The organism is Streptomyces sp. NPDC001093 (assembly GCF_040298985.1).
Lineage (GTDB): Bacteria > Actinomycetota > Actinomycetes > Streptomycetales > Streptomycetaceae > Streptomyces.
Genome location: NZ_JBEPBF010000062.1, coordinates 22,196 through 47,171, shown reverse-complemented (window position 1 = coordinate 47,171; position 24,976 = coordinate 22,196). Strand labels below are relative to the sequence as shown.

Genomic DNA, 24,976 nt, shown 5'->3' with positions numbered 1-24,976 from the left:
CCGCGTTGACATCCGTTGAGCTCACGGTTTTAACGCCACCCGGGTGATGGGCAATGTTTTACGGCCGCTTCCCCCAGCGGCCTGACAACGTTGCCTGCCATGACGACGTCCCCGTCCTTCGGCACGTCAGCACCTGTGCGAAGCACGAACCGCTGCGGAGGCAACCGATGGTCCGACCCCGACGTTCAGCTGCGCCACGTAACCGCAAAAGACTCCGTCAACGCCTGGCCGTGATCTGCGTCCTGGGAATCGCCGCGCTCCCGCTCCCGGCGACCGGCGACGCCTATGCCGAGAGCGCCGCGACACCGGCCTTGGCGAAGGACCCCGCGTCCCTCGTCAACCCCCTCATCGGCACCTCGGGCGAGGTGGACACCTTCCCCGGCCCCGACATGCCGGCCGGCATGGTGCAGTGGGGTCCCGACACGACGCCCGACCGCCCCTCCGGCGGCGGCTACGAGTACAACGACGACAAACTGTCCGGTTTCAGCCTCACCCATGTCTCGGGTCCCGGCTGCGGCGTCGCGGGTGACCTGCCCGTCCTGCCGGTGACCGGCACGCTGCCGGGCGACCTCGGCAACGCCTCCGTCGGCTTCAGGCACGACGACGAGCAGACCGGCATCGGGTACTACAAGGTCACCGACGCGGGCGGGGTCACGACCCAGCTGACCGACACCACCCGAGCGGGCCTGGGCACCTTCACCTTCCCCGCGGGCAAGCAGGCGAACCTGCTGTTCAAGCTCAGCGGCGGCGCCACACAGGTGGACGGCACCCGCGTCCAGGTGGTGAACAAGCAGGAGATCAGAGGCTCGATCGACAGCGGCCACTTCTGCGGCGCGAACAACCGCTACACGCTGCACTTCGACATCAAGTTCGACCGGCCGTTCACCGCCGGCGGCACCTGGGTCGGCAGCACCGTCAACCCGGGCGCGACGTCGCTGAAAGCGGGCAAGGCCCGCCAGAACCTGCAGGCCCACCCGTCAAAGCCGCTGAAGGAACGGCACTTCACCGTTCCCGCGGCTCCGTCCCCGACCGTGCACGGGAGCGCCGGCAAGCCCTCCGGCACGCCGTCCCCGGCCCCGAGTGGCAGCGCGGCGCCCCGGACGTCAGCGACCGGCAAGAGCGCCACGGGCACCTCCGCCGAGCCTCCCACGACGGGCGCGAACGGCATGTACCTGACGTTCGACACCTCCTCCGACCCAACGGTGAGAGCAAAGGTCGGCATCTCCTACGCCAGTGACGCAGGCGCGGCGGACAACCTCGCCACCGAGATCAGGAACTGGAACTTCGACGCCGTCGAGCAGGCGAACCACGACGCCTGGAACGCGGTGCTGAACAAGATCCAGATCGGCGGTGGCTCCTCGGACCAGCAGACGCAGTTCTACACCGCGCTCTACCACGCGCTGCTGCACCCGAACGTCCTCTCGGACGACAACGGCCAGTACATGGGCATGGACAACCAGATCCACAAGCTGGCCAAGGGCCAGCAGGCCCAGTACGCCAACTACTCCGGCTGGGACACCTACCGCTCCCAGACCCAGCTGATGGCGATGGTCGAGCCGAAGGTCACCAGCGACGTGGTCACCTCGATGCTCAACGGCTACGACCAGACAGGCCTGTTGCCCAAGTGGGCGTCGAACAACGGCGAGAGCTACGTCATGGTCGGTGACCCGGCCGCCGGCATCATCACCGACGCGTACGCCTTCGGCGCGCGGGGCTTCGACACGGACAAGGCGCTCGCGGCCCTGCAGCACGAGGCCACCGTCCCGAACAACGACCGTCCGGGTGAGTCGGTGCGGGACGCCAAGGGCTACCTCCCGCTGGACGAGAACGACTACGGCTGCTGCAACTTCTACGGCCCGGTCTCCACGCAGCTGGAGTACGACTCCGCCGACTACGCCCTCGCCGCCTTCGCCAAGTCACTGGGGAGGACGGACGTTTACACGAAGTTCGCCACCCGCGCCCAGGACTGGATGAACGTCTTCAACCCGCAGACCGGCTACATGCAGGCGAAGAACAAGAACGGCCAGTTCGCGGGCGGCTTCACCCCGGGTACCTCCAACGGCTTCGTGGAGGGTACGTCGGCCCAGTACACGCCGATGGTCCCCTTCAACCTGCAGCAGCTCATCCAGGCACGCGGCGGCGACAAGGCGTACTCGTCCTTCCTGGACAGTCTCCTCGACAACATCACCGACCCCGGCAACACCAATGCCAACCTGAGCAACGAGCCCAGCGTGGAGATCCCCTGGGAGTACGACTACACGGGCCAGCCCTGGAAGACCCAGGAGGCCGTCCGCGAGGCCCAGCAGAAGCTCTACTTCAACGCTCCGGTCGGCTCGTTCGGCAACGACGACCTCGGCGCGATGAGCTCCTGGTACGTCTGGTCCGAGCTGGGCATGTACCCCGAGACCCCGGGCACGGACACCCTGGCGCTCGGCAGCCCGGCGTTCCCGGTGGCCAAGGTGACCTTCGCAGGCGGCAAGACCGTGCAGATCAACGCGCCGCAGGCGGCACCCGGGGCCCCGTACGTGCAGTCCCTCGCGGTCAAGGGCAAGCAGTGGAACACCTCCTGGCTGACGTACCAGCAGTTCAAGAGCGCGGGCACGGTCGACTTCACCCTCGGCTCCCAGCCGAACAAGTCCTGGGCGTCCGACCCGTCGGCGGTGCCGCCGTCGGACACCACCGGCGGCGACCGGGTCCTGGCCGCGACCGGCCCGTCCAGCGACGGCCTGGTGCTCCAGCCGAGCGCGTCCGGTGACGCCACGCTCGACCTCACGAACCTCGGCAGCAAGGACGTCACCGTCGACTGGAAGGCGACGGCGCCCTCCGGCGTGACGCTCGACACCACGTCCGGCTCGGTGACGGTACCCGCCTCGGGCAGCGCCGAGGCGAAGGTCCATGTGACAGCGGGCGCGAGCGAAGGGACGTTCCCGATCACCTTCGCCCTGACCGATCACAGCACCGGGGCGGCGCTCAGCGGCGCGTCCCTCCGCGTGGCCGTGGCCAAGGCCGGCGAGCTGTGGCCGTACGACACCAATGAAGGCATCTACCCCGACGGCGCGAGCTTCTCGGGCGGCTTCGACAGCGGCGGCTGGGCGTTCTCGCAGAACGCGCTGTCGGCGGCCAGCGTCACGAGCGGCTCCACCGTCACGGTCGACGGCATCTCCTACATCTGGCCGACGGTGACGTCCGGTCAGCTGGACAACCTGGAAATGGCTGGGCAGACCATCCCGATGCCGGCCGGCACGTCCGGTGCGTCGCTGGGCCTGCTGGGCACGGCGGCCAACGCACCGACCGACGGCAGCGGGGTCTCGGGCACGCTGACCGTCACCTACACCGACGGCACCACCTCGCAGGCGACGGTCGGCTTCTCCGACTGGACGCTCAACGCCGGTTCGAGCAAGCCGCTCGCGGGGGACACCACGGCCGTCACGACGGGCTACCGGAACACCGGCAGCGGGGGCCGGGACGGCGTGAAGACCTACGTCTTCGCCACGAAGGTCCCGCTCGACGCGTCCAAGCAGGTGGCGTCGATCACCCTGCCGGTGACGGGCTCGACAGGCACCGACCATCTGTTCGCCTACGGCTTCGGCCAGTGACAGACGGCAGACACTGACGACGGCGGGGCCGGTTCCCGAAGCGCGAGCCCCGGGACCGGCCCCACCGGCGTACCGCACCGCTCGCCGCCCTGCCCGGCCGGCATGCGGCGAAGCAATACCCTCTTGCCGGCGCTGGTTCAGGGATGTCCCGCTGAGTGTGCGGGGTGTCGTGTGTCCTGCCGCGAGTTCGGCCTTCCACCACGCCCCCGAGTGGCAGTGTGCACGGAGATTTGGGACACGTTTTACGCGACGCACGCAACTGCGGCCCACACCCTTGCTGTCTGATCAGGAAGTCGGGGCCGGATGGGCTGAAGAACGAGAGAACGGGGCAGGTCGTGGGACGGCGCAAGGGCGGCATAGGGATCGCACTCGTCACGGGTGCGATGCTGGTGGGCGTGAGTGCCTGTGGCGGGGGTGGCAGCGACAAGGCGAGCGGGAACGACGCAAAGGCGTCGGGCAAGCCGAGTGCGAGCGCCTCTCCGTCACCGACGAAGCCCGCGGGCCCGCCGATGCTGCTGGACACGATCACCCCGCAGCAGGGCACCACGGTCGGCGTGGCAATGCCGATCTCGGTGGTCTTCACCAACCCGGTGGCGGCGAAGGCGCGGGCCACGGTCGAGAAGCACATGAAGGTGAGCGCCTCGCAGCCGGTGGTCGGCGCCTGGCACTGGATGGGCGACCAGCGCGCCGACTGGAGGCCGAAGACGTACTGGCCCTCCGGCACGAAGGTGCGGATCGACGCCGACCTGAACGGCGTCAGCAACGGCAACGGACGCTACGGCGTGCGCAACTACACGCACACCTTCACCATCGGCGACGACGTGCGCGCGGACGTCTCGGTGACCGGCCACACCATGAAGGTGACCCGGAACGGCCGGCTGGTGCGCACCCTGTCGATCAATGCGGGCAGCGCCCAGTATCCGACGTGGAACGGCACGATGGCCGTCATCGACAAGGAGGAGAAGGTTCACATGACCTCCTGCAGCGTCGGCATCAGCTGCGACAAGGGCAGCCCCAACTACTACGACCTGACGCTGCCCTGGGACATCCACCTGACCCAGACCGGCACATACGTGCACTACTCGACCGGCGACCCCAATCCGGGCAGCGGCAGCGCCCGCGGCTCGCACGGCTGCGTCCACCTGTCCCTGTCGGACGCCAAGTGGTTCTACGGCCAGGTCAAGCAGGGCGACCCCGTCACCATCACCGGCTCGCCCCGTGCCAAGGCCCCGGCCGACAACGGCTACGCGGACTTCAACCTGGGATGGGACCAGTGGCTCGCGGGCAGCGCGTCCGGGGAGGGGACGACCGCGACCCTGTGATGCGCGGCGGTGGCGTCGCCAGTCAGCACTCGACGATGCTGACCGCGAGGCGACCGTCGTACTCGTCCTTCGGGCTGGTCGGAAACCGACCGGCCCTCCGGCACGCCCCACTCGTCCCACCATTGGTCGAGGTCAGCCGGCAGGCCACTGAACTCCCGCATGAGCGCCGTCGCTTCGCGTAGCACGGCACCGACGTGTCCCGCCAGTTCGCCGACGTCGCAGACGCTGCCGCGGGTCTGTGGAATGCCCTCTCGAGGACGAGTTCGTTGCCGTCCTCCACGGCGGCTCCGGCGTGGCCTTCGACCGGCGGCAGAGCGGGATCGGCCGCTGCGGTCCGCGATTCGGGGCCGGGAACGGTCTTGAGCCTTCACGGGAAGTCCGGCCGATGGTGGCGGCGATGCGTATCTGCTCGGCGCGTCCGGGGGGGGGTAGTGGCCGAAGAGCTCGGCGGACTGGTCGAGGTCGCTGGTCCGGCCGCCATGATCGGCTTCGGTGGTGGCTTGTGCTGCTTGGGCACGGCAGTGGGGGAGCACACGGGCGAGGAGGGGTGTGGGGGCCCCGGGGGAGTTGTTGTGCCAGGTCGGAGGCAGGCGCTGTGCGGGCGCGTTCTGGTGATGTGAGCGCGGGTGGCATCGACGACAGGGGCGAACGCCGATACGTCCACGTTCGGCGGCGACCCCGGCAAAGCCGGTCGGCCCGCAGACGGCGACGATCACCGGGACGCGCGGCAGCATCACCGGATTCCGGCGCACCACCAGCCGCAGGACGAATCCGCCGCACCGGAGCACAGCACGCCGGCCACCAGCGCATGGCGCGCCAACCGCCGCAGCGAACGAGCCGCGACCAGACGGACGAGGACCAGCAGCGCATGGTGGAACGGGAGTCAGGCGGGCCAGCCGGCCTGCGAGAACCTCCACAGCCGCAACGGCCGTACGGCGAGCACCTCGACACCACAGGCACACAGCGTCGCCGTGAGCACCTCCGCCCGCACCGGCAGTTGCTCCCTGCGCCACATCAGGATCACCGCCACGCATCCCACACCGGTCAGCCCCAGCCGCCCCAGCGGCCCGACCGCGGCCGCCATGACCGTGGCGAGCGGCACCGGCCCGGCCCATGCGGTGAGCGCGACGACCAGGTCGGCCCCTGTAACGCAACGACGCGCCCGGCCGACGGAAACCGGGCTTCGGCCTGAGATCCGGCCGTAATGTGAGCCGTATGGTCCCGGGCTGCGGTCCTGGGCCGGCCTCTACACGGCCATGGCCGTCCTGCCGTCGAGCCAGTTCGACGTGATCATCCTGCTGCTCGGCCGTCGTCTGCGGTCTCCACGCCAGGACGCGAGGAGGGTCCGACCGGCCAGGACCGCTCCGCAGGGCGTGGGAAGGCAGGCCGGAACACACCTTTGTGACAGGCACGAGCAACGCTTCGGCGGCGACCAGTAACTGGGGCTGCCGTTCGGACAGAACCGGCAGCTTCGCCGACGCGGGCCACGGTATCCACCTGGAATCCTGTATCGAGGACCAGTGGGGCAACAACGGCAGTGGCTTCTATGCCCGCATCGCCGTCACGCTCGACCCCGGCAGCGGCTCCGGCCACCCGGCCGTCTTCCCCTGCGCGCAACTGTGGAAATCGGACGGCTTCGGTGGCTGGTCCTATGTGCACGACTACGGCTGCATGGGCACGTGGTACGGGCCCGGCACCAACGACGCGATCTGGATCAGCGACAACGGTCAGAACTACCACCCTGGCAGCGGCGCGTACGTGGTGCGGGTGGGCTTCTGGGCCACCGTCAACGGCCACTACGGCTATTACGGGGACGTGGAGTGGCCGGTCGCCTCGGTGTCGTGACCACGGACGGCTTGTAGCGGCGCATGGACGAGGGCTCCTGGAATTCGTCCTTGCTGGGGCCCTCGTGCGTCACGAAGACGGGGCTTTGGTACTCACTTTCGGGTGAACGCCGTCTTCTGTACGTCACCTGACCGCCGTCGCCGTCGCCGTTGCAGCGGTTGCGTTTGTGGGCGCGGCGGCGCTGCCGGACGCGGCCGCGGGCCACCACCCCGGCTACTCGCGGCACCCCGCGGTCTGCATCAGCGGTGTGCAGTACGACTCCGCGGCCGGGACGACCGCGGCGACGGTATCAGCATCGGCGCAGGCAGGTGCGGGACGACGATGGCGACACCGCGACTCCGCGCAACGACCGAGGCCGTTTCGTCGACGCCGTCTCCTCGGGCGGCGACCCCGACCATCGCGGTGGCCATTGTGGCGGACATCGCCGCTGACCCGACCGCAGGCGGCACTGTCCGTTCTCGCAGCGGAAGGCCGAGTGTCTCGTGGGGGGGGCGTACTGGCGACAGTGCGCCCCTCCCGGAAACGCTTCCGTGCTCCGTTGTGTCCACGTGCGGCAACGCTGCTGTCACAGTTGATGATGGAAATCCTGGAGCGGCTTTCACGGGTAAGTCATCGGCCTCTATCTCTCAGCACGAGCAGGAGCGCGCCCCGCTTTCGCATCTGGCACCTGCTCGGGAGTAGACAGCGCTGCGCTGAGGGCTGGGCGCAGTCAAGGCGGAGGAGAGGCCGCTGCGGGGACGGAGCAGGACTGGCCGTCCCGGCGCCACTGCGCCCCACGAAATCGCTCCTTGACGGCACGCCTGTCGTGCCACTGCGACAACGGCAAGTAGCACCCGCCTCAACGGAAGGGGCATCAGCATGCCCAAGAACGGAACAATCGTCGACCTGTCCGACAGTCCGCGGGCCAAGCCCAACGCCTACTACACCGGGCTGGGCCAGGAACTGCACGTGGTCAACCCTCGCTTCCTGGGCCCGCACGTCACCGGCGAGTGGCTCAGGGTCGAAAGCAACCCCAGCCTGGACGGCTGGGCGGTCACCAGCGGCAACATCGACATCTTCAGCTCCGCGTTCGCCAGGACGGGCAATCTGTCCCAGGCCGTCAACTTCAACGGCAATCAGGCCGGCGAAATCCAGCAGGAACTCCTGACCACCCCCGGTTGCCGCGTGACCGTCAAGTTGCGGGCCGGCCACAACAACGGCGGAGACTTCGACAAGGACGCCAAGTTCTGGATCCAGGTCAACGGCGAGGCTTCCACCCGCGTCACCTACAACCTCGGTGCCCTCAAAACGCTCGTCGACGACCCTTACAAGGAGAGCTACTGGCATGAGGTCACCTACGAGTTCACTGCAGAAGGCCACGACGTCCTACAGCTCCACGGCGACGTTGACAGCGCCGACTACGCCGCCATCGCCACCGAGATCCGCGCCTATGAGCGCCGGATCTGAAGCGACGCCCGCCACCAGGTAGGCGGCTGGAGGCGGCAGCCTCAGCCACGCGCACCGGTTCGGGGGCGCAGGCGGAAGTGGCCACGGCCTCGTGCCCGCCGGCGTACGAACTGCACCGGACGCTCATTCACGGCCCGGGCGAACAGGGCGCCCCAGGCGGCTGGTCCTCGGTATCCGCGTCCCGCACGCGGTCACCTGTAGCGTTCCCTCCCTGTCGACAGGGCCCGGCGGCGGGTGCGCTTCAGTCGGCCGCGGGCGGCCGGGCCCGTGGCTTGTCGGGAAGCACAGGGCTGCCGCCGCCGTGCAACGGCCGGTGCTCGCGCCAGACGCCGATGGGCGGGCGCCGGCGACGGTGGTACGCGGCACGCGGGTCGTCGGATCGATGCGCGGCACCGCGCGGGAGGGCTGGTTCGGCGGTCCGGGACGGGTGTGCCCAGGTGCTCGATGCTCTCAGGCCGCGGTCGTGGTCGGGCGGGCGGCGGCCGGCTCCCGCGCGGGGGAGCGGACATGTGCCACCGGGGACTGGTAGCCGCGGGCCGAGTGTGTCCGCCGTCTCGCTCGCGGTGCCCGGCACGCAGCGCTGAGCCCCCCGGCCACGGCCATCGTCCTGGCTGTACTTCTGCGCATCCGCCGTGACGTCTGAAAGGGGCTTCGTTCACTCTCATCTCGCGATCTTCACGACAGGCGGGACGGTGATGGTGCACAGTCGCTTGGTGGCCCGGGTGAGGGCGACGTACAGGTCGCGCTCGCCCCCGGGGCGGGCGGCGGTGATCCCGTCCGGGTCGACCACGATGGCCGCGTCGAACTCCAAGCCGCGCGCCTGTGACGCCGGCACCAGTCGGGCATGCTGCTCGATCCCCGCAGCCGCGAGCTGCTCCGCCCTGCCATCGGCGCAGATCACCCCGACCAACTCGCCCGGGTACGCGGCCTCCTGCTCTCGCAGCTCCCGCACGAGGGCGGTGACAAGCGATTCAGGCGCCGCGGCAAGGGTTCGAGGCACCTCGCCGCGCCGGATCGAGCGGACCGGTGGACGACCCGGGGCGATCCGGGCGAGCAAGTCCCCTGTGGCGGCGAGGATCTCCTGCGTGGTCCGGTAGCTGACGGTCAAGGTGCGCAGGTCGAAGCGCCGTCCGAAGTGCGGGCCGAGTGCCTCCTTCCAGTCCCGGGCCACCGTCGCCGGGCCTGCCTGGGCGAAATCTCCGACCAGTGTCATCGACCTGCCCGGGCAACGGCGCACGATCATCCGCCACTGCATGAACGTGAGCTCTTGTGCCTCGTCGACGACGACATGCCCGAAGGCGTGCTCGGGCGGGCCGTCGACCAGGCTCGCCGCCTCGTCGAGAAGCGGCACATCAGCGTCCGTCCAGGGGGCGCCGGGCGTTCGCCACAGCAGGGCACGCTGGTCGGCGGTGAACTGCCGCAGGTACGCGGCCAGCGCGTCGCCGTCCGTCAGCAGGGCGCGGACCACATCGCCGGGCGTGAGCCGGGGCCACAGGTCCTCGACGGCTTGATCGATCAAGGCATCGTCCAGGAGGTCGGCGCGCACGGCGTCGGCGTCGAACTCGTCGGCACCTGTGGCGGGCGCGTCGTCAAGACCGAGGCGGCGCAGGTCCGCTGCCGCAGCCCCGTCGAGGTCGAGGCCGGTCAGTTGCGCGACCTCGGCGTCGATCCGTTCGAGTGCCTCGGCGCCGCTGCGGGCCAGCTCACGGATGAGGGCGTCGACCAGCAGCTCCTTGAACAGCCGACGCGCCCGGTTGTGCGCGAGACCACTGGTCTGTGCCGACTCCCGCGCCTGTGCGACATCCCCGTCCCGCAGACGAATCCACTCCTGCCCGACCCGGACGTCGAAGTCGCCGCCCGGGGCCTGCCGTGAGCGGACCACAGCGGCCAGCGCGTCGGCCAGCGCGGCACTCCCTTTCAGGCGCGCCACCTCGAAGTGCTCCGCGGCGTCCGGTACGACGCCGGCCAGTTCCTCGCACGTCGCCAGGACGACGTCGTTCTCCCCGAGCGAGGGCAGGACCTGGCTGATGTAGTCGAGGAACCGCGCGTTCGGCCCCAGTACGAGCACGCCGCGCTCGGCTGCCTTCGGGAACGCGTACAGCACATACGCGGCGCGGTGCAGCGCCACCACCGTCTTTCCGGTGCCCGGACCACCCTGCACCACGGAGACCCCGCGGTGCGGCGACCGGACGATCGCGTCCTGCTCGGCCTGCAGCGTGGCAACCGCCGCACCCATCCGCCCCGTGCGCCGAGCCTGGAGCGCCGCGGTCAACGGACCGTCGCCGACCACGTCCTGTCCAGTGGGCGCGGAACCGTCAAGCAGCTCATCGCTCACCCCCACCACCGTGCGGCCCGCCAGGCGCAGATGGCGGCGCCGCCGCAGCCCCATGGGGTGAACCGGCGTCGCCTCATAGAAGGGCCGTGCGGCCTCGGCCCGCCAATCCACCAGCAAGGGCAGCTCGTCCGAGTCCCTGTGCAGCCCCAGCCGCCCGATCCGCAGGACGGTTCCGTCCGCCAGGTCGATCCGGCCGAAGACCAACCCGTCCTCGGCCCCTTCCAGCCGACGGACCTCCCTCGCCAGCCGCCCGGCCGCCACCTCCCTCTCGTACGCTTCGCCCGCGCTGTCGGAAGGCGACGCGAGCACGCGCGCCAGCTGCTCCCGCGCCCCGGCCAGCCGCTCGTCGAACAGCTCGCCTATGACGGAAACCTGAACTCGCTCAAGCTCCACCTCGCGCGCGGCACCATCGTTGATCTGGGACAAGAAAAGGCCCTCTCGGCTCAACCCGCCAATATTTCGAGGCGCCACTATGCAGACCGATTCCGGAAAAGTAAACATTGACCAAACCAGGTGGAATGTGGCCTCCGATGCACCACCGCGCCCCTCTGCGGCTCTGGCGCCGGATTCCGCTTCCTGAAGGAGCTGTTGTTCCTGTCGATCGCGGACATCGCGATGCTGTCGATGGATGTGACAGTCGACATGGTGCGTGTTGACGCGCAGGGCACCGCGGTTGGCTCCGCCTGCCCGCGGTGCGGGTCCTGGTCGCCCCGGGTTCCGGCCCGTACCGGCGCCGCAGGTGGTCGGCGTCCAAGGGTGCGCCCACCCGCAAGGGCTGCCACTCCGGCACCGTCCTGGCGGACATCGAAACCCGCGCGGCCCGAATGATCTGCTCCCAGCCTCGGAGGCATGGAGTCCGGCCGCCTGGCTCGTCGTTCTACGCCGAGGGGGCCGGGGCCGGAGCCGCGCAGGCGGTCCCGGCCGCGGACCGGTGGCATTTCCGGCACAACCTGAGTGAGGCCGCCGAGCGGAGCGTCGCCCAGACCGCCACTGTCTGCGCATCCTGACCCCGGGGCACCTCAAGCCGAACCCGAACCCGAGACCGAACGGGCCCCACAACCGCCCGCTTCATCCTGTCCGCGAGGACACCGGCTCGCCGACCGGCCCCGGACCGGAGGAGCTGTTCACCGGTCAGTGGCAGAACCGGCCCTCCGTCCTTCGACGACTTCAAGCCCTGCTTGGACGACCGTTGGCTTGGGGGCTGCACCAATGCATGGAAACTGTGGGAGGAGATCGTGCCGCTCGGCCACAAGGGCAGCTACCAGCGCGTTTACGCATACCTGAATGACAAGGGCGCCTCCTGCTCTCCTCGTCGTCCGGATCCATCTGACCGTCAACGCAGCCCTCGACGAAGGAGAGAACATCGATCAATGCCTCCGCCAGAGCACGGGTAAGCGACGGGTACACGGGCATCGGAATCTCCGACCAGCCGCCCTTCGACCGGCGGGCCGCCTCCACGCAGTGACGTCATGTCAGTGCCTGTTGCACGACCTGGAGATGCCCGCTGAGCGGCGGTGCCCAGGTGGCATGATGCAGCGATGATCTCTTCGACACCTGCCGTAGTACCTGCCGGCCGGATGAGTCAGATCGAACAACCCGCGTTCCGGCTTGCAGGGAACGTGGAACTGCGCCCGTGGCGACAAGACGATGCCCAGACTCTCGTGGATGCCAGTCTCGACCCGGACATTCAGCAGTGGAGCCGTCCAGGGCGTGACGTCTCCCTGGAGGACGCCCGAGCGAAAATCGCACGCTGGCATGAGCGCTGGGTGTCCGAGCAGGCAGCGATCTGGGCCATCGCGCGGCTCGGTGAGCAACCGATGGGTTTGATCGGTTGGGGGGACATGGATCTCAAGGGCGGGAGCGCTGAGATCCTTTACTGGATGCTGCCGGTTGGTCGTGGTGGCGGAGTCATGGTCGATGCCACTGTGCGCCTCAGCCGGTGGGCGGTGGATGACCTGGGTCTGCACCGGCTGCGCCTCACTCATTCCGTAACCAACCCGGCGTCCTGTCGGGTTGCGACGAAGGCCGGCTTCGCCCTGGAAGGCACTATGCGAAGCGCCCTACTGCATGCGGACGGGTGGCATGACGAACACCTCCACGCCCGAATACGTGGCGATGAATGGCCGCACGGGTGAGAACGGGCATCGGTTGTCGACGAGTCTCAACAGCAGTCGTCAGAGCTGGAGGGATTGTTGTGCACGGCGTCCGCCGACGTCTCACGCAGTCCGAATCGCGGCATCCCGGTTGCGTGCGCCCGTAGGCTGTCTGGATGAACGGTCATTCGCTGTCGGAATCCAGCGCCGAACCACGTACCCGCGAGGCCGCGCTGCGGGTCAGTGCTCGCGCAGTCGTCGTGGACCAGGATGGCCGCGTCCTCCTCATCCGGCATCGCGATAACGACCGAGAGTTCCATGTTCTGCCCGGCGGACGTGTAGAGCCTGGTGAAACGGCCGCAGAGGCCGCTTGCCGGGAGGTGAAGGAAGAGACCGGACTGCAGGTCGACATCGGTGAACTGCTATGGGTCCGCGAGTACCTGCCGGACCGGCACCCGGCCAACCCGTATCACCGAACCCAATTGCAGCAACTTCAGCTGTACTTCAAAGCTCAACCGGCTTCGGACGTCACGTCGCCGGCAACGGCACCAGATCGCACACAATCAGCCGTCATCTGGCATCCCCTGGGCACGGTCAGTGAACTGGTCCTGCTGCCGCTCGGGCTGACGGCATCTCTCGCCGCACTTGGCACCGAACAGCCCGCGAACGGCTCCGTCTACCTCGGGGACATGCCCTGAATGTGACGCTCAGCCGGTTCGACGGGGATTGGTGCCCTTCCGGTGATGAGCGTGGGCGCGCGGGCGATGCGGGGTGTGTCGTATCCGGCGTGCAGAGCCACGCGGATCTCGGGGTCCCCGTGTTTCCACTCGGCGACGGCGACCAGTCGCTCGACGACCTCGCGGATCTGGGCGGCGGTGATGGCGGCACCGTCGGCGCCGGGTCCCAGGCGGACCGCGTCCAGCACGGCGGTCCAGGAGGCACGGCCGACCTCCAGCGGGGCGACGACCGAGTACGGCCGGCCCGGGATCAGCGCACCACTTCCGTGAGCGCCTCCCGCGGGGCACCCTCGTGCACCAAACTCGTTGAGTGTTTTTCATTCTCAGTCTGAGCTGGCCAGATGCAGGCTGAGGACGCCTTGGGCGAGGCTCATGAGCGGGTGGTCGGTGGAATACCCACTTACCAGGAGCATCATCGCCTCGTGCGGCCGATGACTTCAACTTCGCGCGGTCTAGGGCAGTTTGGCAACGTGCGCATCGACGCAGATCACCCCTGCCAGACGTCGGCCGCGGTAGGGGCCAGTGCACTGGCCTGGGCGTAGCCCGCGCGGGCGGCAGCCGGCCGGCGCGTGTCGTCCGCCATGTTGCGGCCCATCGCGCGGCGCGCGGCATGGTCGGGGGACAGCAGGATGACGCGCGCCCCGCCGTCGGACAGTTCCGCGGCCTGCTGCGAGGCGCTCGGATGCGGCCCGACCGCCCGGGGGACCGGCACGACCGCCAGCACCCGGCGATACCCGCGTGCGAGCTGGAGGTTGGCGGTCGAACGACTGCCGCCGTCCATCCAGCGCCGGCCCGCCACGGTGACCGGCGGCCACACGACGGGCACGGCGCAGCTCGCCGCGACCGCTTCGAGCAGTGTCACTCCGGAGCGTGAGTCGAACACCTCCAGTCGTCCGGTCCGCACGTCGACCGCGGTGATGCGCAGCTCCCGCCCGGGCCAGTCGCGTACGTTGCCCAGGAGCGCGCCGACCGTGTCGAAGACATCCGACTCCGGCCCGGTCCGGGCGCGCAGCGCCGCCCGGGCGAGGCGTTCGACGGACCGCTGGGGATGGCGGGAGCCGAGCGCCGCCCAGAGGAAGCGCGCTGTCTGGCGCGCGGTCACAGGCAGACGGACCGCGTCTGCTCCGGAGAGCTGGCGCTCGTACAGATCCGCGGCCGGGACGCCGCACCGCAGCCGGGACCCGAAGACGGCACCGGCGGAGGTGCCGATCACGACCTCGGCGCTGCCGAGATCGATCCCGGCCTCGGCGAGCCCGGCGAGCGCCCCGGCCAACCAGGCCCCGCCCACCGGCCCCCCGCCGCCGAGCACAAGTGCCGTGCCGGACATGCTTCCCCCTCCCCGTGAACGACCGGGGACGCCCCGCCCGCGTAAACCAAAACGGGGATCGGTCCCCGTTTACTCGGCTGACGATAGCATCCGTACCGGGGAACGCTCCCCGGTACGGGGTGAGTAGAGGGAGACACAATGGACGACCGTCCGCCGGTGGGACGCCGCGATGCGCTGCGCAACCGGAAGCTGCTGACGGACAAAGCCCGCGAGGTCTTCGCCGAACACGGCCTGGACGCCCCGCTCGATGAAATCGCCCGGCGGGCGGGCGTGGGCAACGCCACCCTCTACCGGCACTTCCCGACCCGTGCAGCGCTCGTCGACGAGGTCTTCCGAGATGCGCTCACGGAGACCACAGCAGCGGGCGAGCGGGCACGAACCGCCGAGGACGCGTGGACGGGACTGACGCAGTACCTGCGAACAGTGTTCGCGGGCCTGGCCGCAGACCGTGGCACCAATGACCTCATGACCACGAACCTGGAAGGCGTGACTTCCCTGGAGGCGATCCACGCCCACAACCGTGAAACCATCGACGAGCTGCTCCGGCGCGGTCAGGAGCAGGGAACCATGCGCCCCGACCTCACCACCGAGGACCTGCTCTTCACCCTGGCAGCACTGGGCAGGGCTGTTCCCGCGCTCACCACGGTCGCCCCGGAGGCCTGGCACCGCCCGCTCGCCCTGCTCCTCGACGGCCTTCGCGCCAGCCCGTCCGTACATCCGCTGCCCGCACCGGCCCTCACGTCCGACCAGCTCGGCAACGTGCTGCTCAACCTAGGCCCGCACAGGCGGCGTTGAGAGGCCCCTGACTCACACGGTTGCCCTGTCTCAAACAACAAGCTGAGAAGGCCCAGTCATGGTGTGAGCCATCCGTCAGGGACGCGGGGCTTTCTGGCCGTGCACGGCCGTGTATTCGGCCGCGGACCAGGGGCCGAGGGCATTGATGAGCATTCCGAGCACCGCCAGGTCGGGTGTCTGTACGGCCGATGGCGGCGGCGATGCGCATCTGCTCGGTGTGCTTGGGGGAGTAGCGGCCGAAGAGTTCGACGGACAGGTCGAGCTCGCTGGTCCAGCCGCCCCATCGGGGGGGCATGATCAGGGTGAATCCTGTGCGGGCGATGCGACGGCCGACGAGACGGCCGACGAGAGGGCTGAGGGCCCGGTGATCGGCGTCGGTGGTGGCTTGGGCTGCTTGGCACGCAAGTGGGGGACCACACGGGCGAGGTCACCGTTCGTCTCCCGGGCGAGGAGGGGCGTGGGGCGGTACCGCGGGAGTTCGACGGCCTGCGCCTCGGGTGTGGCGCGGGGCCGGGCACCGTTGCATCGAGGACCAGGTCGAGTCGGTTGTTCGTGTTGAGCTCGAATCGGCGGTCGGGGTTTACGTGGGTCGAGTGAGGTCGTCTGCCCGGGGCGTCCACCTCCCCGTGTGTCCTCCGCAAACTCGGATGCCTGGCCGGGCTTCGCTCTGTTAGCTGTTGAGGATGGAACCTGATCTCGTTACCGATGAGCGACTGCATGGAGTTCTCGACGAGCTCGTTCGTAGGGAACCGCTCTTTCACAGACCGGAGTTCGGAACGACAAGAGCCGATTTCGAGGCTATGACGGCGCCCGATTTCTGGGAGACGGGCGCGTCGGGGCGACGTTACAGCCGCGCCCACGTGCTGAACGCCCTTGAGGAGCGCTACAAGCAGCCGCCGACCGAGGATTGGGAGACGTCCGATTTCCATTGCCGGGAGTTGGCCGCCGACCTGTATCTCCTGACGTACACCTTGGTCCTCGACGGGCGGAGAACACGCCGGGCGACGATCTGGCAGCACGACGCCGGCGACTGGAAGATCCTCTACCACCAGGGCACCGTCGTTCAGGAGCCGTGAACAGTGCGTGGGTGACGCCGCACTGGTGGTTCGGCCGGGGCGACGAGCAGACCAGTCTCGATCCGGAATGCGAGTCCCGGCTCGTGGCCGAGCGGGCGATGGACCGGGACCCTGCGATGTGCGGGCCCCGCCCGGTTGGCCCTGCCACCATCATGCCTTTTCGTCGTGCCTTGTGACCGTGACCTCCCCGTTCCTGGACGCGTACGAATCTGGCGTGGAGGCGGGGCGGGGCGGCCCTGGCCTTGAATCGTGCGTTGGTTGGGCACAAGCGGCGGGTCTGCACCGCCCTCAGGAATCGGCAGCGGTGAGGTGGCGAGCCAGCTCGGTGGCCAGGCGTTGCATGACGGTGTGATTGGCCCGACGCATCGTGACCCGCACGATGGGGGCCAACAGGCGGTCGGCCAGAGGCGCGCGTGCCCAGGCGTACGTGAACGTGATGTGGCTCCCGCCGCTGCGCAGCGGTTCGATGGTGTAGGCGCCGTGGGCCAGGCGCCGGCCGCCCGCGCTGACGTTGCGTTCGACGATGCGCCCCGGCGCCTCGGCCTCGACGACCTCGATGGTGACGTCGGTCTTGGCGCCGCCCAGCGCGGCGGTGACCGTGGCGCGCGATCCGGGGCCCCGGCTGGGGCCGCTGTAGCGCCAGTTGGTCAGGTAGTGGTCGGTGAAGCGCTCGTGGTGAGCCATGACATCGAGGAAGTCGTAGACCTGCTCGGGCGTCTGCGGTACGTCGATCGACACGGTGACAGACTTCATGTACCACACGGTACATGCGGCATGTACCAATGGGTACACTCGTGGTGTGGTGAATACGGACGCCTCGCACTCCGAGGGGCAGGCCGGGCACGGCCCGCAGTCGGATCGGCGCGCCCAACTGGTGGACGCGGCTGTCGACCACGTCGCGGCGCACGGCATCGGGGATCTGAGCCTGCGCCGCCTGGGCGCTGCGATCGGCGTCAGCCACCGCATGCTGATCCATTACTTCGGGTCCAAGGAACAACTGTTCGTCGAGATCGTCCGCACGTCGGAGCAGCGCCAGCGCGATCTGATGTCCCGGCTCCGCCTGGAGCCCGGTCTCTCGCCCGCCGATGTCGCCCGGCGACTGTGGCGGCAGCTGACGGATCCCCGGCTGGCCGGTCAGGAGCGGCTCTTCTTCGAGATCTGCGGGCACGCGCTGCGGGGCCGCCCCGAGGCCGTCCCGGTCCTCGAAGGGCTGGTGACGGACTGGCTGGAGCCGCTCGTGGCCGCCGAGGTGGGGGCGGGGGCGGACCCCGCCGTGGCCCGGAACCGTGCCAGGCTGGGACTCGCCACCGTCCGTGGTCTCCTGCTGGACCTGCTCGCCACCGGAGACCGCACCGGCGTCGACGCGGCGATGGAGGAGTTCCTCCGGCTGTACTACGGCCCAGAGTGACGAAGCCGCCGATGACTGTGGCGGCCTGCCGCGTCATGTCAGCCGACCGTGCCACGTCGTACACCTCGATCCGGCCCGGGTACGCGGCAAACGCGCTCCACGGCAGACGACCGAAGCTCCTGACGAGGTCCGCGGACCCCAGCGAGCAACTGCCGCCACCGGTGGCGGCAGTCCAGGGCGGAGATCATGACGCGAGGCGAAGCGAGAAGAGGCGGCACAGGCGGCCAGGCCCCCTCCCTGAGCGACGCGCAGCAGCGCGCGGTCGAATCGGTGCTGAAGGGGCAGGCCGGAAACGCGGTACTACATGACCGAGACCGACGCCCAGTTCAGCCTGCCCGGCGCGGCGCAGAAGGCGTCCGCCGTCGCTTACGGCGACACCCCGTCCTCGAGCGGGATTCCGCTGATCTCCGGCCACTGGTACTCCGCCTCGCCAGGAGCCGCGGAGGTCGACGTGAACACCCTGTTCCTCACCGACACCGGGACCTCGGTCGGGTCGACGTACACACTGATCTCCGGCCCGCACCGGCTGACGTTCCGCATCGTGGGCGCGGTGTTCAAGACCGGCAGCCAGGCCGACCTGTACCTGAGCCCGACCACGCTCTCCCGCCTGGACCCGGGCGCGCAGCCGCAGCACTTCGACGTGGCCCTCCAGCCCGGCACCAGCGCGCAGGCGTACACCAACACAGTGTCCGCGGCGCTCGGCCACTCCTACCGGGCCACCTCGTCCCAGGCTTCGACCACGCAGTTCCTCGCCGTACTCACCTTGATCACGATGCTCACGGTCCTGATCACCGTGGTCGCCGGCCTCGGCGTGCTGAACACCGTGGCGCTGCAGATCCGCGAGCGAGCTCACGACATCGGCGTGTACAAGGCGATCGGCATGACGCCGCGTCAGACCCTCTCCATGGTGGTGTGCTCGGTCCCCTGCGTCGGCCTGGTCGCCGGAATCGTCGGAGTCCCCGCCGGAGTATTCCTGCACCATGCCGTGGTGCCGGTGATGGCGCACGCCGCGAACTCCGGGCACTCGCAGTCCCTGCTGTCGGTGTACTCCCCCGTGGGAGCTGATGCTGCTGGGACTCGCCGGGTTGGTCATCGCGCTCGTCGGCGCGCTCGGCCCTGCCGGCTGGGCGGCGAAGGCCGGAACGGCAAACTCCCTGCGCGCCGAATAGACAGCCGGGGCGGGGCGCGTGCTGGCCCCCAGGGAGCCCGTCCCCCGGCCTTGACCTGCAGACATGAGGCGGAGAAAGACGGTGGCAGTGGCTCAGGACATGGCCACCGGCACCCGGCGGGGGCCAGCGTACGGCCGGCGTCCGTGGCCGATCAGCACATTGTCGATCAGCAGCAGGTCGCCGGTGCGCCAGTCCACGTCGCCGGCGGAGGCGAGGCCCTGGTCGCACACATGGGTCCGCGTCCTCGCCCGGAATCGGCTCGCCGCTCGCGAAGGCCATGGACCGCGCCAGCGACTACCAACGGCCCCCGTCATCACTCGGCCTCACCCGACGAAACCGGACAGAACGCGGTCACGCGACGACCCTGGTCCGGTGCGAACCGGTCCGCACCGGACGACCCACATGTTGGGGCAATCGGGGTGAACAGGTCTGGCCGACCTTCGAGCACGGGGAGGGGAAATTCAAGGCTCTGGCCGCGATTCCGTGAACGATTGATCTTGCTGATGTAGGGCGGTCGGTGGGGCATTCTGGTGCGATGGATGATGCCGAGACGACATGGCAGTCATGGTTGTCTGGACTTGCTCCGTCGAAGCGGACTGTGGCGGAGTCGCTCCGGACGCAGTTTGAGGCGCTGGGTGCGGCGGACGCTTCCGACTGGGCGAGGTCGGAGATCGTTGAGAATCAGCCGCAGCTGGCACGCTTCGTGCTGCTCCGTTCGCTGTGGCGTGGTGCGATCGACGGCTGGGCAGACCAGGGAGCGTTGGAGCAGGTGGCGGCGGCCCGGCGTCTGCTGGACGCGGGGGCGGACAGGAACGACCTGGTGCTCCTGGCGCGGGCTGTTGCCTACGAAGCTGTCTTCGCTGTGGTTGACGAGTTGGATTGCGGTGGGGACGTGAACGTGTCCGGCGTGGATGTCGGCTGGGTGGTCACGGAGTCTGGTAACGACGGGTCGTCCACCGGTCGCCCCCTCGCTGGCCTTCACGAGGACTTGCTGACGATGGATCCGAGTGGACGCGAGGGCGCCGACCTGTGGCGGTAAGCCGCTGAGCTGGGCGATTACGTGAGTACGGCCGTGTGCGGATCCGGATGCGGAGAAGTCGGAACGAGGCCCGGCCGTACATGGCTCGCTTGATCGTTTTCACGCGGTTGACGTGGCCTTCGATTTTTCCGGAGCTCCACTCGTGGGTGAGGCCGGCGGTGACGGCGACGAAGTCCTGGCGGAGGAAAGCGGCGAACTTGGCGACGGGGGCAACGTCGGATTCCTCGGCCTGCCGGATCCAGGCAGGCAGCAGTTGGCCTCGACGACGGTTGCGGACGAGGTCGGTGAAGGCTCGGTCGAGGTCGCATGCCCGCGCGATGTCCGGGCATGCGGGGCGGGCTTGGTCGAGGTGCTCGGTCTCCTGGGTGCTGAGGCGGTCGCGGTTGCGCATGAGCCATGCGGTGATGCGGCGCGGGCTCGGGATCTCCGCAGGGTGGAGACAGAACCCGGCTGTGGTTCATGCCGTTGTGGACGGCGCCGTTGGCAGCGACTTGGGTGGGTAGCTGCGCAGGACGACGGAGGTGGTGACCGGTCCGTAGCGGGCGAGGGAGTCCACAACTTGCTCGAGGCGTCCGGCGTGAGAACAGTGCACGTCGAACAGCAGGCAGTCCTCGCCGGTCACGCGGAGGATCGAGACGACCTCGGGGGTCTGGGCGGCGAGGGTGAGTGCCTGGGTCAGCTGCGCGTGGGTGGTGCGAAGCCGGACGACGGCACGGATGTTCAGCCCGACGGCGGCTGGGGCGACGACGGCACGGTAGCCGGTGATGATCCGGTTCTTCTCCAGGCGCTGGATGCGGGCGCTGGCTGCCGGCTGGGACAGCCCGACCCGCCGTCCGACCTCGGCGCCCGTAAGCCGGCCGTCCGTCTGGAGCAGTTCCAGGATGGCACGGTCGATCTCGTCGAGTGATTCCATCGTTGTCACGCCCGCTTTCTTTGAGATCACTTGCTGAGCCGCAACGCTGCCGCTGATTCATAGACAATCCCTCCAGGGCGAGCCCACGAAGTGTGGGGACCACGACTGGAAAGGCGGTCAGCGATGGTCGCGTACGTCATCATCCCTGGGATCGACGGTTCGGACGACAAGCACTGGCAGAGCCTGTGGGAGAAGCAGTGGGGAGAATCCGCGGTCCGGATCGCACCAGCATCGTGGAGCATGCCGGACCTGCAGGACTGGGTTGCCGCCGTCCAGGCCGCCTACGAGGTCGCTTCCCGACGTGACAGCCAGGTCGCGCTGGTGGCTCACAGCCTCGGCTGCTGGGCGGCCGCTCAGTGGCTGGACCGGGCGCGCCCCGAGGGGATTGCGGCGTTCCTGGTGGCCCCGCCCCATCCTCAGGGCCCGGCGTTCCCCCGTCAGGCCGCATCAACGTTCCTGGACCTGTCCGCTCGCCCCTTGCCGTGCCGGGGCCTGACGGTGGCCAGCGACAACGACCCCTACTGCGACCCGACGACGTCCGCCTCGTACGCGCACGATTGGCAAGCGCAATGGCATCTCATCGGAAGCCACGGCCACATCAATTCCGACAGCGGCCTCGGCGACTGGCAGGCCGGCCTGGAACTCCTTCACGCGCTCGTCGGCCACTGAGATGAGCGGTCCGACGCGGAGGCATTGCCCGGTGGCGATGCCTCGCCAGGCCTTGAGCTTGTTGATCAGGCGCTCGACGGTGTTCCGCTCCTTGTACCGGCCGGCGTCGAGGCTGACGGGCCGACCACCCCGGGAGCCCTTCTTCTTCCGGTTGGCGGCCTGGTCCTTCTTCTCCGGGATGACGGCCTTGATATGGCGTTTGCGCAGGTGGACCCAGTTACCGCGGTATGAGTGGGCCCTATCCCCGGCGATGGAGTCCGGCCGAATACGGGGGCGACCGAGGGGCCCGCGGACCCGTATCCGCTTGAGTACAGGAATGAACTGCGGGCTGTCCGCGGCCTGGCCTGTGGTCAGGACGAACACCAACGGGCGGCATTTCCGGTCGGCGGCGAGGTGGACCTTGCTCGTCTGCCCGCCCCCGGAGCGTCCGAGGAGCGCGGCCTTCAGACGGAGTTTCCGCCGCCGTCGGACGCGCGCCTCGCCCCTCTTCCCACTCGGATCCGGTCCCGGCATCCTGCCCATTTTGTCCTTCGGAGTCGCCCCCTTTTGCCTGGCCTTCTCCTCCTCGGCGGCATTCTCCAGTGCGGTGATGACGTCCTGGCCCAGGTGCATCCGGCAGCGTCATGGTGAGCGCGCGCGGTGGTGGAGCCGACACTGACCAGGTACAGGTCCACCTCACGCCGCTTCGCGGCCTCTGCGATCAGTCAGTCCAGCAGGGCTTCGAAGACGCCTGCGTCACGCCACTGCCGGAAGCGGTTGTGGACGGTCGACCGGGCGATGAACTAGGCCGGCATCTCTCGCCACTGCCCGCGCGTCTTGAACCGCCAGATCACGCCCTCGAACTGCTGTCGCAGCTGCTCGGGGTACGGGCCATATTCGCCGATCGGCCGGTGCACGGCTCGACGAACGCCCATTGGCTGTCGGTCAGTTGCACTCACGTCACGCAAGAAGATCTGACATGGCCGCGTGAGCCACCGCCCACGGAGAACGCACCCCCGGGGTCTTGAACGGCCCTCGAAGCAAGATGGGGCGCCGGTCGCCAGGAATAGCAACGGCGAGCCATGACCCGGGTTTCGGACCGTGGTCCGTCTGCGGCCGTCTGCGGGCTTCAACCTGCCGACGTGTGTGCCGTGCCCCTGGTGCGGATGTGCTGAGTGAGAAAGAGAGCGGCGCGCTCCAGTGCCTCGTCGGCTTCGTCCAGGACGCCGGCGAACGCCTGGAAGACATGTGGAACGTCAGCGGTGATGTCCAGGATGACGTCCACTCCGGCTTCCCTCGCGCGCGTGGCCATGCGTGTGGAGTCGTCCAGGAGCACTTCGTTGGTGCCCGCCTGCAGAAGTATCGGGGGGAAGCCGGTCAGGTCGGCGAGGATGGCGGGGCTGAGCATGGGCTGGTGCGGGTCCTGTCCCGCAAGGTACATGGTCCCGGTGTGTTCCAGGCCCTCACGCGTGAAGAACGGGTCGATGCCCGCCTTGGTGTCCATGCTCTCGCCTGTCCGGGTCATGTCGAGTCCGGGGGAGAACGCCACGATTGCGGCGGGCGTGGGCAGGCCCGCGTCGCGGGCGGCGAGGCAGGTGGTGACGGTGAGGCCGCCACCGGCGGAGTCCCCGGCGAATGCGATCGCCGAAGGGTCTTCGCCGCTGTCGAGAAGTGCGCGATAGGCGCTCAGCCCGTCCTCGATCGCGGCCGGGAACGGATACTGAGGGGCAAGCCGGTAATCCAACGAGAATGCTCTAAACCCTGTTTTGATCACCAGGTTCCCCGTCAGCGACATCGCCGTCTCTGGTGAACCGACCACGTAAGAGCCGCCGTGAAAGTAGAGGATCGTCCCGGCCTTCGGAGTGCCGGCCGGCTCGACGAGCACCGCGGGCCGATCGCCGAGCGTTGCAGTCCGGGTGCGGATCCCGGCCGGGACGATCATTTCCCCCATCATCGCCCTGAATCCGGCGCGGAGCTCCTCCACCGACCGAGGGCCCTCCGGCTGAGGCCGTCGGACCATCGCGTCGATCTCCGCGCGCTGTTGCCTGCTCATTTTCGCCTCCATCGCAAGTGCATGCCGAGGAACTATATGCCTTGGCATGTAGGTTAAGATATATGCCATGGCATCCAAGTCAAGCGGTGGCCGGGTCGACCTCCCGGGCTTCTTCGCCGACCTCGTCCGCTGCGAGACGCGCCTCTACAACGCGCTGAACGACCGTCTTCGCGAGCGGCACGGGATCGTCACCTCGCAGTTCGAGTTCCTGCGCTTCCTGCGCGACCACCCCGGGTCCCGGGTGGCGGACCTCGCCGCTGAGTTCGCCATCGGGATCGGTGCGACCAGTAAGGGCATCGACCGCCTGGAGAAGCAGGCATGGGTCATCCGGCGAACCAATCCATCGGATCGCCGCTCTTCACTGCTGGACCTGACCGATGACGGCCGGCAACTCGTCGAGGCGGCGGAGGCGACCTTCACCGAAACGCTGGCCGAGCTGACCGCAGACACCCTCGGCGGCCCCTCAGGACTGGCCGCCGTGCAGATCCTCTCGGAGCTCCGCTCCCTCCTCGAACGCGACCAGATCGGCCTGCCTACAGGCTGACCGGCATGCGCATTCAGTGCGACTGTCCGTTGGCCGCGTGATCAGCGTTTGTTACGAGGGTGAATCCCCTGGATTCATCGCGACTCGATACGCACCCTAGCTCTGTCCCGACATGAGCAGACGGTAGCCGCAGTCCATGGACGCCCGGTCCAGTAGGTCAGCGTGGCTGCGGCCCCAGGTTCCCGAGCTGAGGTCTGCGCGCAGTCTGGCGATCGCTGGTTCGACCACGGACGGCGGAAGTTGGGCGAAGGTGGAGCCGGCTCGGCGGATGACGGGGTCGAGGTAGCACCCCGGGCGGCGCCAGTAGGCGATCTGGAAGCCGTCGGTGAAGTCGTGGGGATGGCGAAGGGCAGTACGGTGTGCGGAAGGTACTTCTCGATCAACCACAGCTCGGGCCGGTGCTGGGGATCCCACGTGAAGACGACTTGGGGCCGGGAGACGCGGCGCAGTTCGGCGAGGCCACGCTTGAGGGCGGGTCAGTGTTGAACCGTCATCACCGTCATCACCACCATCGCCGCGTCGAACCCGCCGTCCCGGAAAGGCAGTTGTTCGGCCAGTATCTTCCGCCGACCCGGGTGCTGCTCCAGCATGACCCAGGAGCAGGCCCACCGCGGTGGCCTCCGCGTCGGC

21 protein-coding genes and 1 pseudogene are annotated in these 24,976 nt (G+C 68.9%); 13 read left to right on the top strand and 9 right to left on the bottom strand.

Translation table 11 applies throughout. The annotated features are described in order from the left end of the window. Nucleotides 1-230: 230 nt before the first annotated feature. Together ABT288_RS27575 and ABT288_RS27570 are read left to right on the top strand one after the other, a co-directional pair. A complete protein-coding gene (locus ABT288_RS27575) occupies nucleotides 231-3,596 on the top strand; it encodes a lectin (protein ID WP_351612963.1) in 3,366 nt (1,121 codons plus the stop codon). Nucleotides 3,597-3,979: 383 nt separating this feature from the next. Further along, nucleotides 3,980-4,918: a L,D-transpeptidase gene (locus ABT288_RS27570; protein ID WP_351612988.1), complete on the top strand. Its 939-nt coding sequence runs from the start codon at nucleotides 3,980-3,982 to the stop codon at nucleotides 4,916-4,918. Nucleotides 4,919-5,801: 883 nt separating this feature from the next. Here the strand turns inward: ABT288_RS27570 and ABT288_RS27565 are convergent. Next, the gene (locus ABT288_RS27565) at nucleotides 5,802-6,020 is read right to left on the bottom strand and encodes a hypothetical protein (RefSeq protein ID WP_351612960.1); all 219 of its coding nucleotides are present in this window, start codon (nucleotides 6,018-6,020) and stop codon (nucleotides 5,802-5,804) included. A 299-nt stretch (nucleotides 6,021-6,319) separates the two neighbouring features. On the opposite strand from ABT288_RS27565, the gene ABT288_RS27560 reads away from it, so the two are divergent. Both ABT288_RS27560 and ABT288_RS27555 read left to right on the top strand, forming a co-directional pair. Continuing rightward, nucleotides 6,320-6,763, top strand: coding sequence for a hypothetical protein (locus ABT288_RS27560; RefSeq protein ID WP_351612958.1), 444 nt, complete (start codon nucleotides 6,320-6,322; stop codon nucleotides 6,761-6,763). Nucleotides 6,764-7,621: 858 nt separating this feature from the next. Beyond that, nucleotides 7,622-8,209, top strand: a complete 588-nt coding sequence (locus ABT288_RS27555) for a carbohydrate binding domain-containing protein (protein WP_351612955.1) — start codon at nucleotides 7,622-7,624, stop codon at nucleotides 8,207-8,209. A gap of 661 nt (nucleotides 8,210-8,870) precedes the next feature. On the opposite strand, the gene ABT288_RS27550 is transcribed toward ABT288_RS27555, so the two are convergent. Beyond that, a complete protein-coding gene (locus tag ABT288_RS27550; RefSeq protein ID WP_351612985.1) occupies nucleotides 8,871-10,970 on the bottom strand; it encodes a HelD family protein in 2,100 nt (699 codons plus the stop codon). A gap of 1,151 nt (nucleotides 10,971-12,121) precedes the next feature. Between ABT288_RS27550 and ABT288_RS27545 the strand changes: the two genes are divergently transcribed. Both ABT288_RS27545 and ABT288_RS27540 read left to right on the top strand, forming a co-directional pair. Next, the gene (locus ABT288_RS27545) at nucleotides 12,122-12,679 is read left to right on the top strand and encodes a GNAT family N-acetyltransferase (RefSeq protein ID WP_351612952.1); all 558 of its coding nucleotides are present in this window, start codon (nucleotides 12,122-12,124) and stop codon (nucleotides 12,677-12,679) included. Nucleotides 12,680-12,813: 134 nt separating this feature from the next. After that, a complete protein-coding gene (locus tag ABT288_RS27540) occupies nucleotides 12,814-13,335 on the top strand; it encodes an NUDIX domain-containing protein (RefSeq protein WP_351612950.1) in 522 nt (173 codons plus the stop codon). Here the strand turns inward: ABT288_RS27540 and ABT288_RS27535 are convergent. Together ABT288_RS27535 and ABT288_RS27530 are read right to left on the bottom strand one after the other, a co-directional pair. Then, nucleotides 13,314-13,562, bottom strand: a complete 249-nt coding sequence (locus ABT288_RS27535) for a hypothetical protein (protein WP_450859931.1) — start codon at nucleotides 13,560-13,562, stop codon at nucleotides 13,314-13,316. The two genes, ABT288_RS27540 and ABT288_RS27535, sit on opposite strands and share 22 nt — an antisense overlap. A gap of 299 nt (nucleotides 13,563-13,861) precedes the next feature. Beyond that, nucleotides 13,862-14,701, bottom strand: a complete 840-nt coding sequence (locus tag ABT288_RS27530) for a patatin-like phospholipase family protein (RefSeq protein ID WP_351612946.1) — start codon at nucleotides 14,699-14,701, stop codon at nucleotides 13,862-13,864. A 138-nt stretch (nucleotides 14,702-14,839) separates the two neighbouring features. Between ABT288_RS27530 and ABT288_RS27525 the strand changes: the two genes are divergently transcribed. Continuing rightward, complete coding sequence (locus tag ABT288_RS27525) at nucleotides 14,840-15,496, top strand: TetR/AcrR family transcriptional regulator (protein WP_351612943.1); 657 nt, start codon at nucleotides 14,840-14,842, stop codon at nucleotides 15,494-15,496. A gap of 683 nt (nucleotides 15,497-16,179) precedes the next feature. Further along, nucleotides 16,180-16,572 (top strand): nuclear transport factor 2 family protein, encoded by a 393-nt coding sequence (locus ABT288_RS27520; protein ID WP_351612940.1) that lies wholly within the window; start codon nucleotides 16,180-16,182, stop codon nucleotides 16,570-16,572. 288 nt (nucleotides 16,573-16,860) lie between these two features. On the opposite strand, the gene ABT288_RS27515 is transcribed toward ABT288_RS27520, so the two are convergent. Continuing rightward, complete coding sequence (locus ABT288_RS27515; RefSeq protein WP_351612938.1) at nucleotides 16,861-17,325, bottom strand: SRPBCC family protein; 465 nt, start codon at nucleotides 17,323-17,325, stop codon at nucleotides 16,861-16,863. A gap of 46 nt (nucleotides 17,326-17,371) precedes the next feature. Between ABT288_RS27515 and ABT288_RS27510 the strand changes: the two genes are divergently transcribed. From ABT288_RS27510 to ABT288_RS27500, 3 genes are all read left to right on the top strand, one after another. Beyond that, nucleotides 17,372-17,980, top strand: a complete 609-nt coding sequence (locus ABT288_RS27510; RefSeq protein ID WP_351612937.1) for a TetR/AcrR family transcriptional regulator — start codon at nucleotides 17,372-17,374, stop codon at nucleotides 17,978-17,980. Between the two features lie 304 nt (nucleotides 17,981-18,284). Further along, complete coding sequence (locus tag ABT288_RS27505) at nucleotides 18,285-19,658, top strand: ABC transporter permease (RefSeq protein WP_351612934.1); 1,374 nt, start codon at nucleotides 18,285-18,287, stop codon at nucleotides 19,656-19,658. A gap of 26 nt (nucleotides 19,659-19,684) precedes the next feature. Further along, complete coding sequence (locus tag ABT288_RS27500; protein ID WP_351612931.1) at nucleotides 19,685-20,188, top strand: hypothetical protein; 504 nt, start codon at nucleotides 19,685-19,687, stop codon at nucleotides 20,186-20,188. Here ABT288_RS27500 and ABT288_RS27495 read toward each other — a convergent pair. Both ABT288_RS27495 and ABT288_RS27490 read right to left on the bottom strand, forming a co-directional pair. Then, nucleotides 20,076-20,594, bottom strand: a complete 519-nt coding sequence (locus ABT288_RS27495; protein ID WP_450859939.1) for a transposase — start codon at nucleotides 20,592-20,594, stop codon at nucleotides 20,076-20,078. The two genes, ABT288_RS27500 and ABT288_RS27495, sit on opposite strands and share 113 nt — an antisense overlap. 51 nt (nucleotides 20,595-20,645) lie before the next feature. Further along, nucleotides 20,646-21,101: an Lrp/AsnC family transcriptional regulator gene (locus ABT288_RS27490; protein WP_351612982.1), complete on the bottom strand. Its 456-nt coding sequence runs from the start codon at nucleotides 21,099-21,101 to the stop codon at nucleotides 20,646-20,648. Between the two features lie 123 nt (nucleotides 21,102-21,224). On the opposite strand from ABT288_RS27490, the gene ABT288_RS27485 reads away from it, so the two are divergent. Continuing rightward, nucleotides 21,225-21,770 (top strand): RBBP9/YdeN family alpha/beta hydrolase, encoded by a 546-nt coding sequence (locus tag ABT288_RS27485; protein WP_351612929.1) that lies wholly within the window; start codon nucleotides 21,225-21,227, stop codon nucleotides 21,768-21,770. Here ABT288_RS27485 and ABT288_RS27480 read toward each other — a convergent pair. Together ABT288_RS27480 and ABT288_RS27475 are read right to left on the bottom strand one after the other, a co-directional pair. Continuing rightward, nucleotides 21,699-22,704, bottom strand: a pseudogene (locus ABT288_RS27480) (transposase); the annotation flags it as partial. The gene ABT288_RS27485 and the pseudogene ABT288_RS27480 sit on opposite strands and share 72 nt — an antisense overlap. A 174-nt stretch (nucleotides 22,705-22,878) precedes the next feature. Next, nucleotides 22,879-23,733 carry an alpha/beta hydrolase gene (locus ABT288_RS27475; RefSeq protein WP_450859930.1) on the bottom strand — a complete coding sequence of 285 codons (855 nt, stop codon included), beginning with the start codon at nucleotides 23,731-23,733 and terminating at the stop codon, nucleotides 22,879-22,881. Nucleotides 23,734-23,869: 136 nt separating this feature from the next. On the opposite strand from ABT288_RS27475, the gene ABT288_RS27470 reads away from it, so the two are divergent. Continuing rightward, nucleotides 23,870-24,346, top strand: a complete 477-nt coding sequence (locus tag ABT288_RS27470) for a MarR family winged helix-turn-helix transcriptional regulator (RefSeq protein ID WP_351612927.1) — start codon at nucleotides 23,870-23,872, stop codon at nucleotides 24,344-24,346. Nucleotides 24,347-24,976 lie beyond the last annotated feature (630 nt).

Bases quoted from the DNA above. Each gene is read 5' to 3' on its own strand.
- ABT288_RS27485 (WP_351612929.1), top strand. From the start codon at position 21,225: ATGGTCGCGTACGTCATCATCCCTGGGATCGACGGTTCGGACGACAAG.
- ABT288_RS27540 (WP_351612950.1), top strand. From the start codon at position 12,814: ATGAACGGTCATTCGCTGTCGGAATCCAGCGCCGAACCACGTACCCGC.
- ABT288_RS27570 (WP_351612988.1), top strand. From the start codon at position 3,980: ATGCTGGTGGGCGTGAGTGCCTGTGGCGGGGGTGGCAGCGACAAGGCG.
- ABT288_RS27525 (WP_351612943.1), top strand. From the start codon at position 14,840: ATGGACGACCGTCCGCCGGTGGGACGCCGCGATGCGCTGCGCAACCGG.
- ABT288_RS27530 (WP_351612946.1), bottom strand. From the start codon at position 14,701: ATGTCCGGCACGGCACTTGTGCTCGGCGGCGGGGGGCCGGTGGGCGGG.
- ABT288_RS27515 (WP_351612938.1), bottom strand. From the start codon at position 17,325: ATGAAGTCTGTCACCGTGTCGATCGACGTACCGCAGACGCCCGAGCAG.
- ABT288_RS27470 (WP_351612927.1), top strand. From the start codon at position 23,870: ATGGCATCCAAGTCAAGCGGTGGCCGGGTCGACCTCCCGGGCTTCTTC.
- ABT288_RS27555 (WP_351612955.1), top strand. From the start codon at position 7,622: ATGCCCAAGAACGGAACAATCGTCGACCTGTCCGACAGTCCGCGGGCC.
- ABT288_RS27545 (WP_351612952.1), top strand. From the start codon at position 12,122: ATGAGTCAGATCGAACAACCCGCGTTCCGGCTTGCAGGGAACGTGGAA.
- ABT288_RS27500 (WP_351612931.1), top strand. From the start codon at position 19,685: ATGGATGATGCCGAGACGACATGGCAGTCATGGTTGTCTGGACTTGCT.
- ABT288_RS27505 (WP_351612934.1), top strand. From the start codon at position 18,285: ATGACCGAGACCGACGCCCAGTTCAGCCTGCCCGGCGCGGCGCAGAAG.
- ABT288_RS27490 (WP_351612982.1), bottom strand. From the start codon at position 21,101: ATGGAATCACTCGACGAGATCGACCGTGCCATCCTGGAACTGCTCCAG.
- ABT288_RS27520 (WP_351612940.1), top strand. From the start codon at position 16,180: ATGGAACCTGATCTCGTTACCGATGAGCGACTGCATGGAGTTCTCGAC.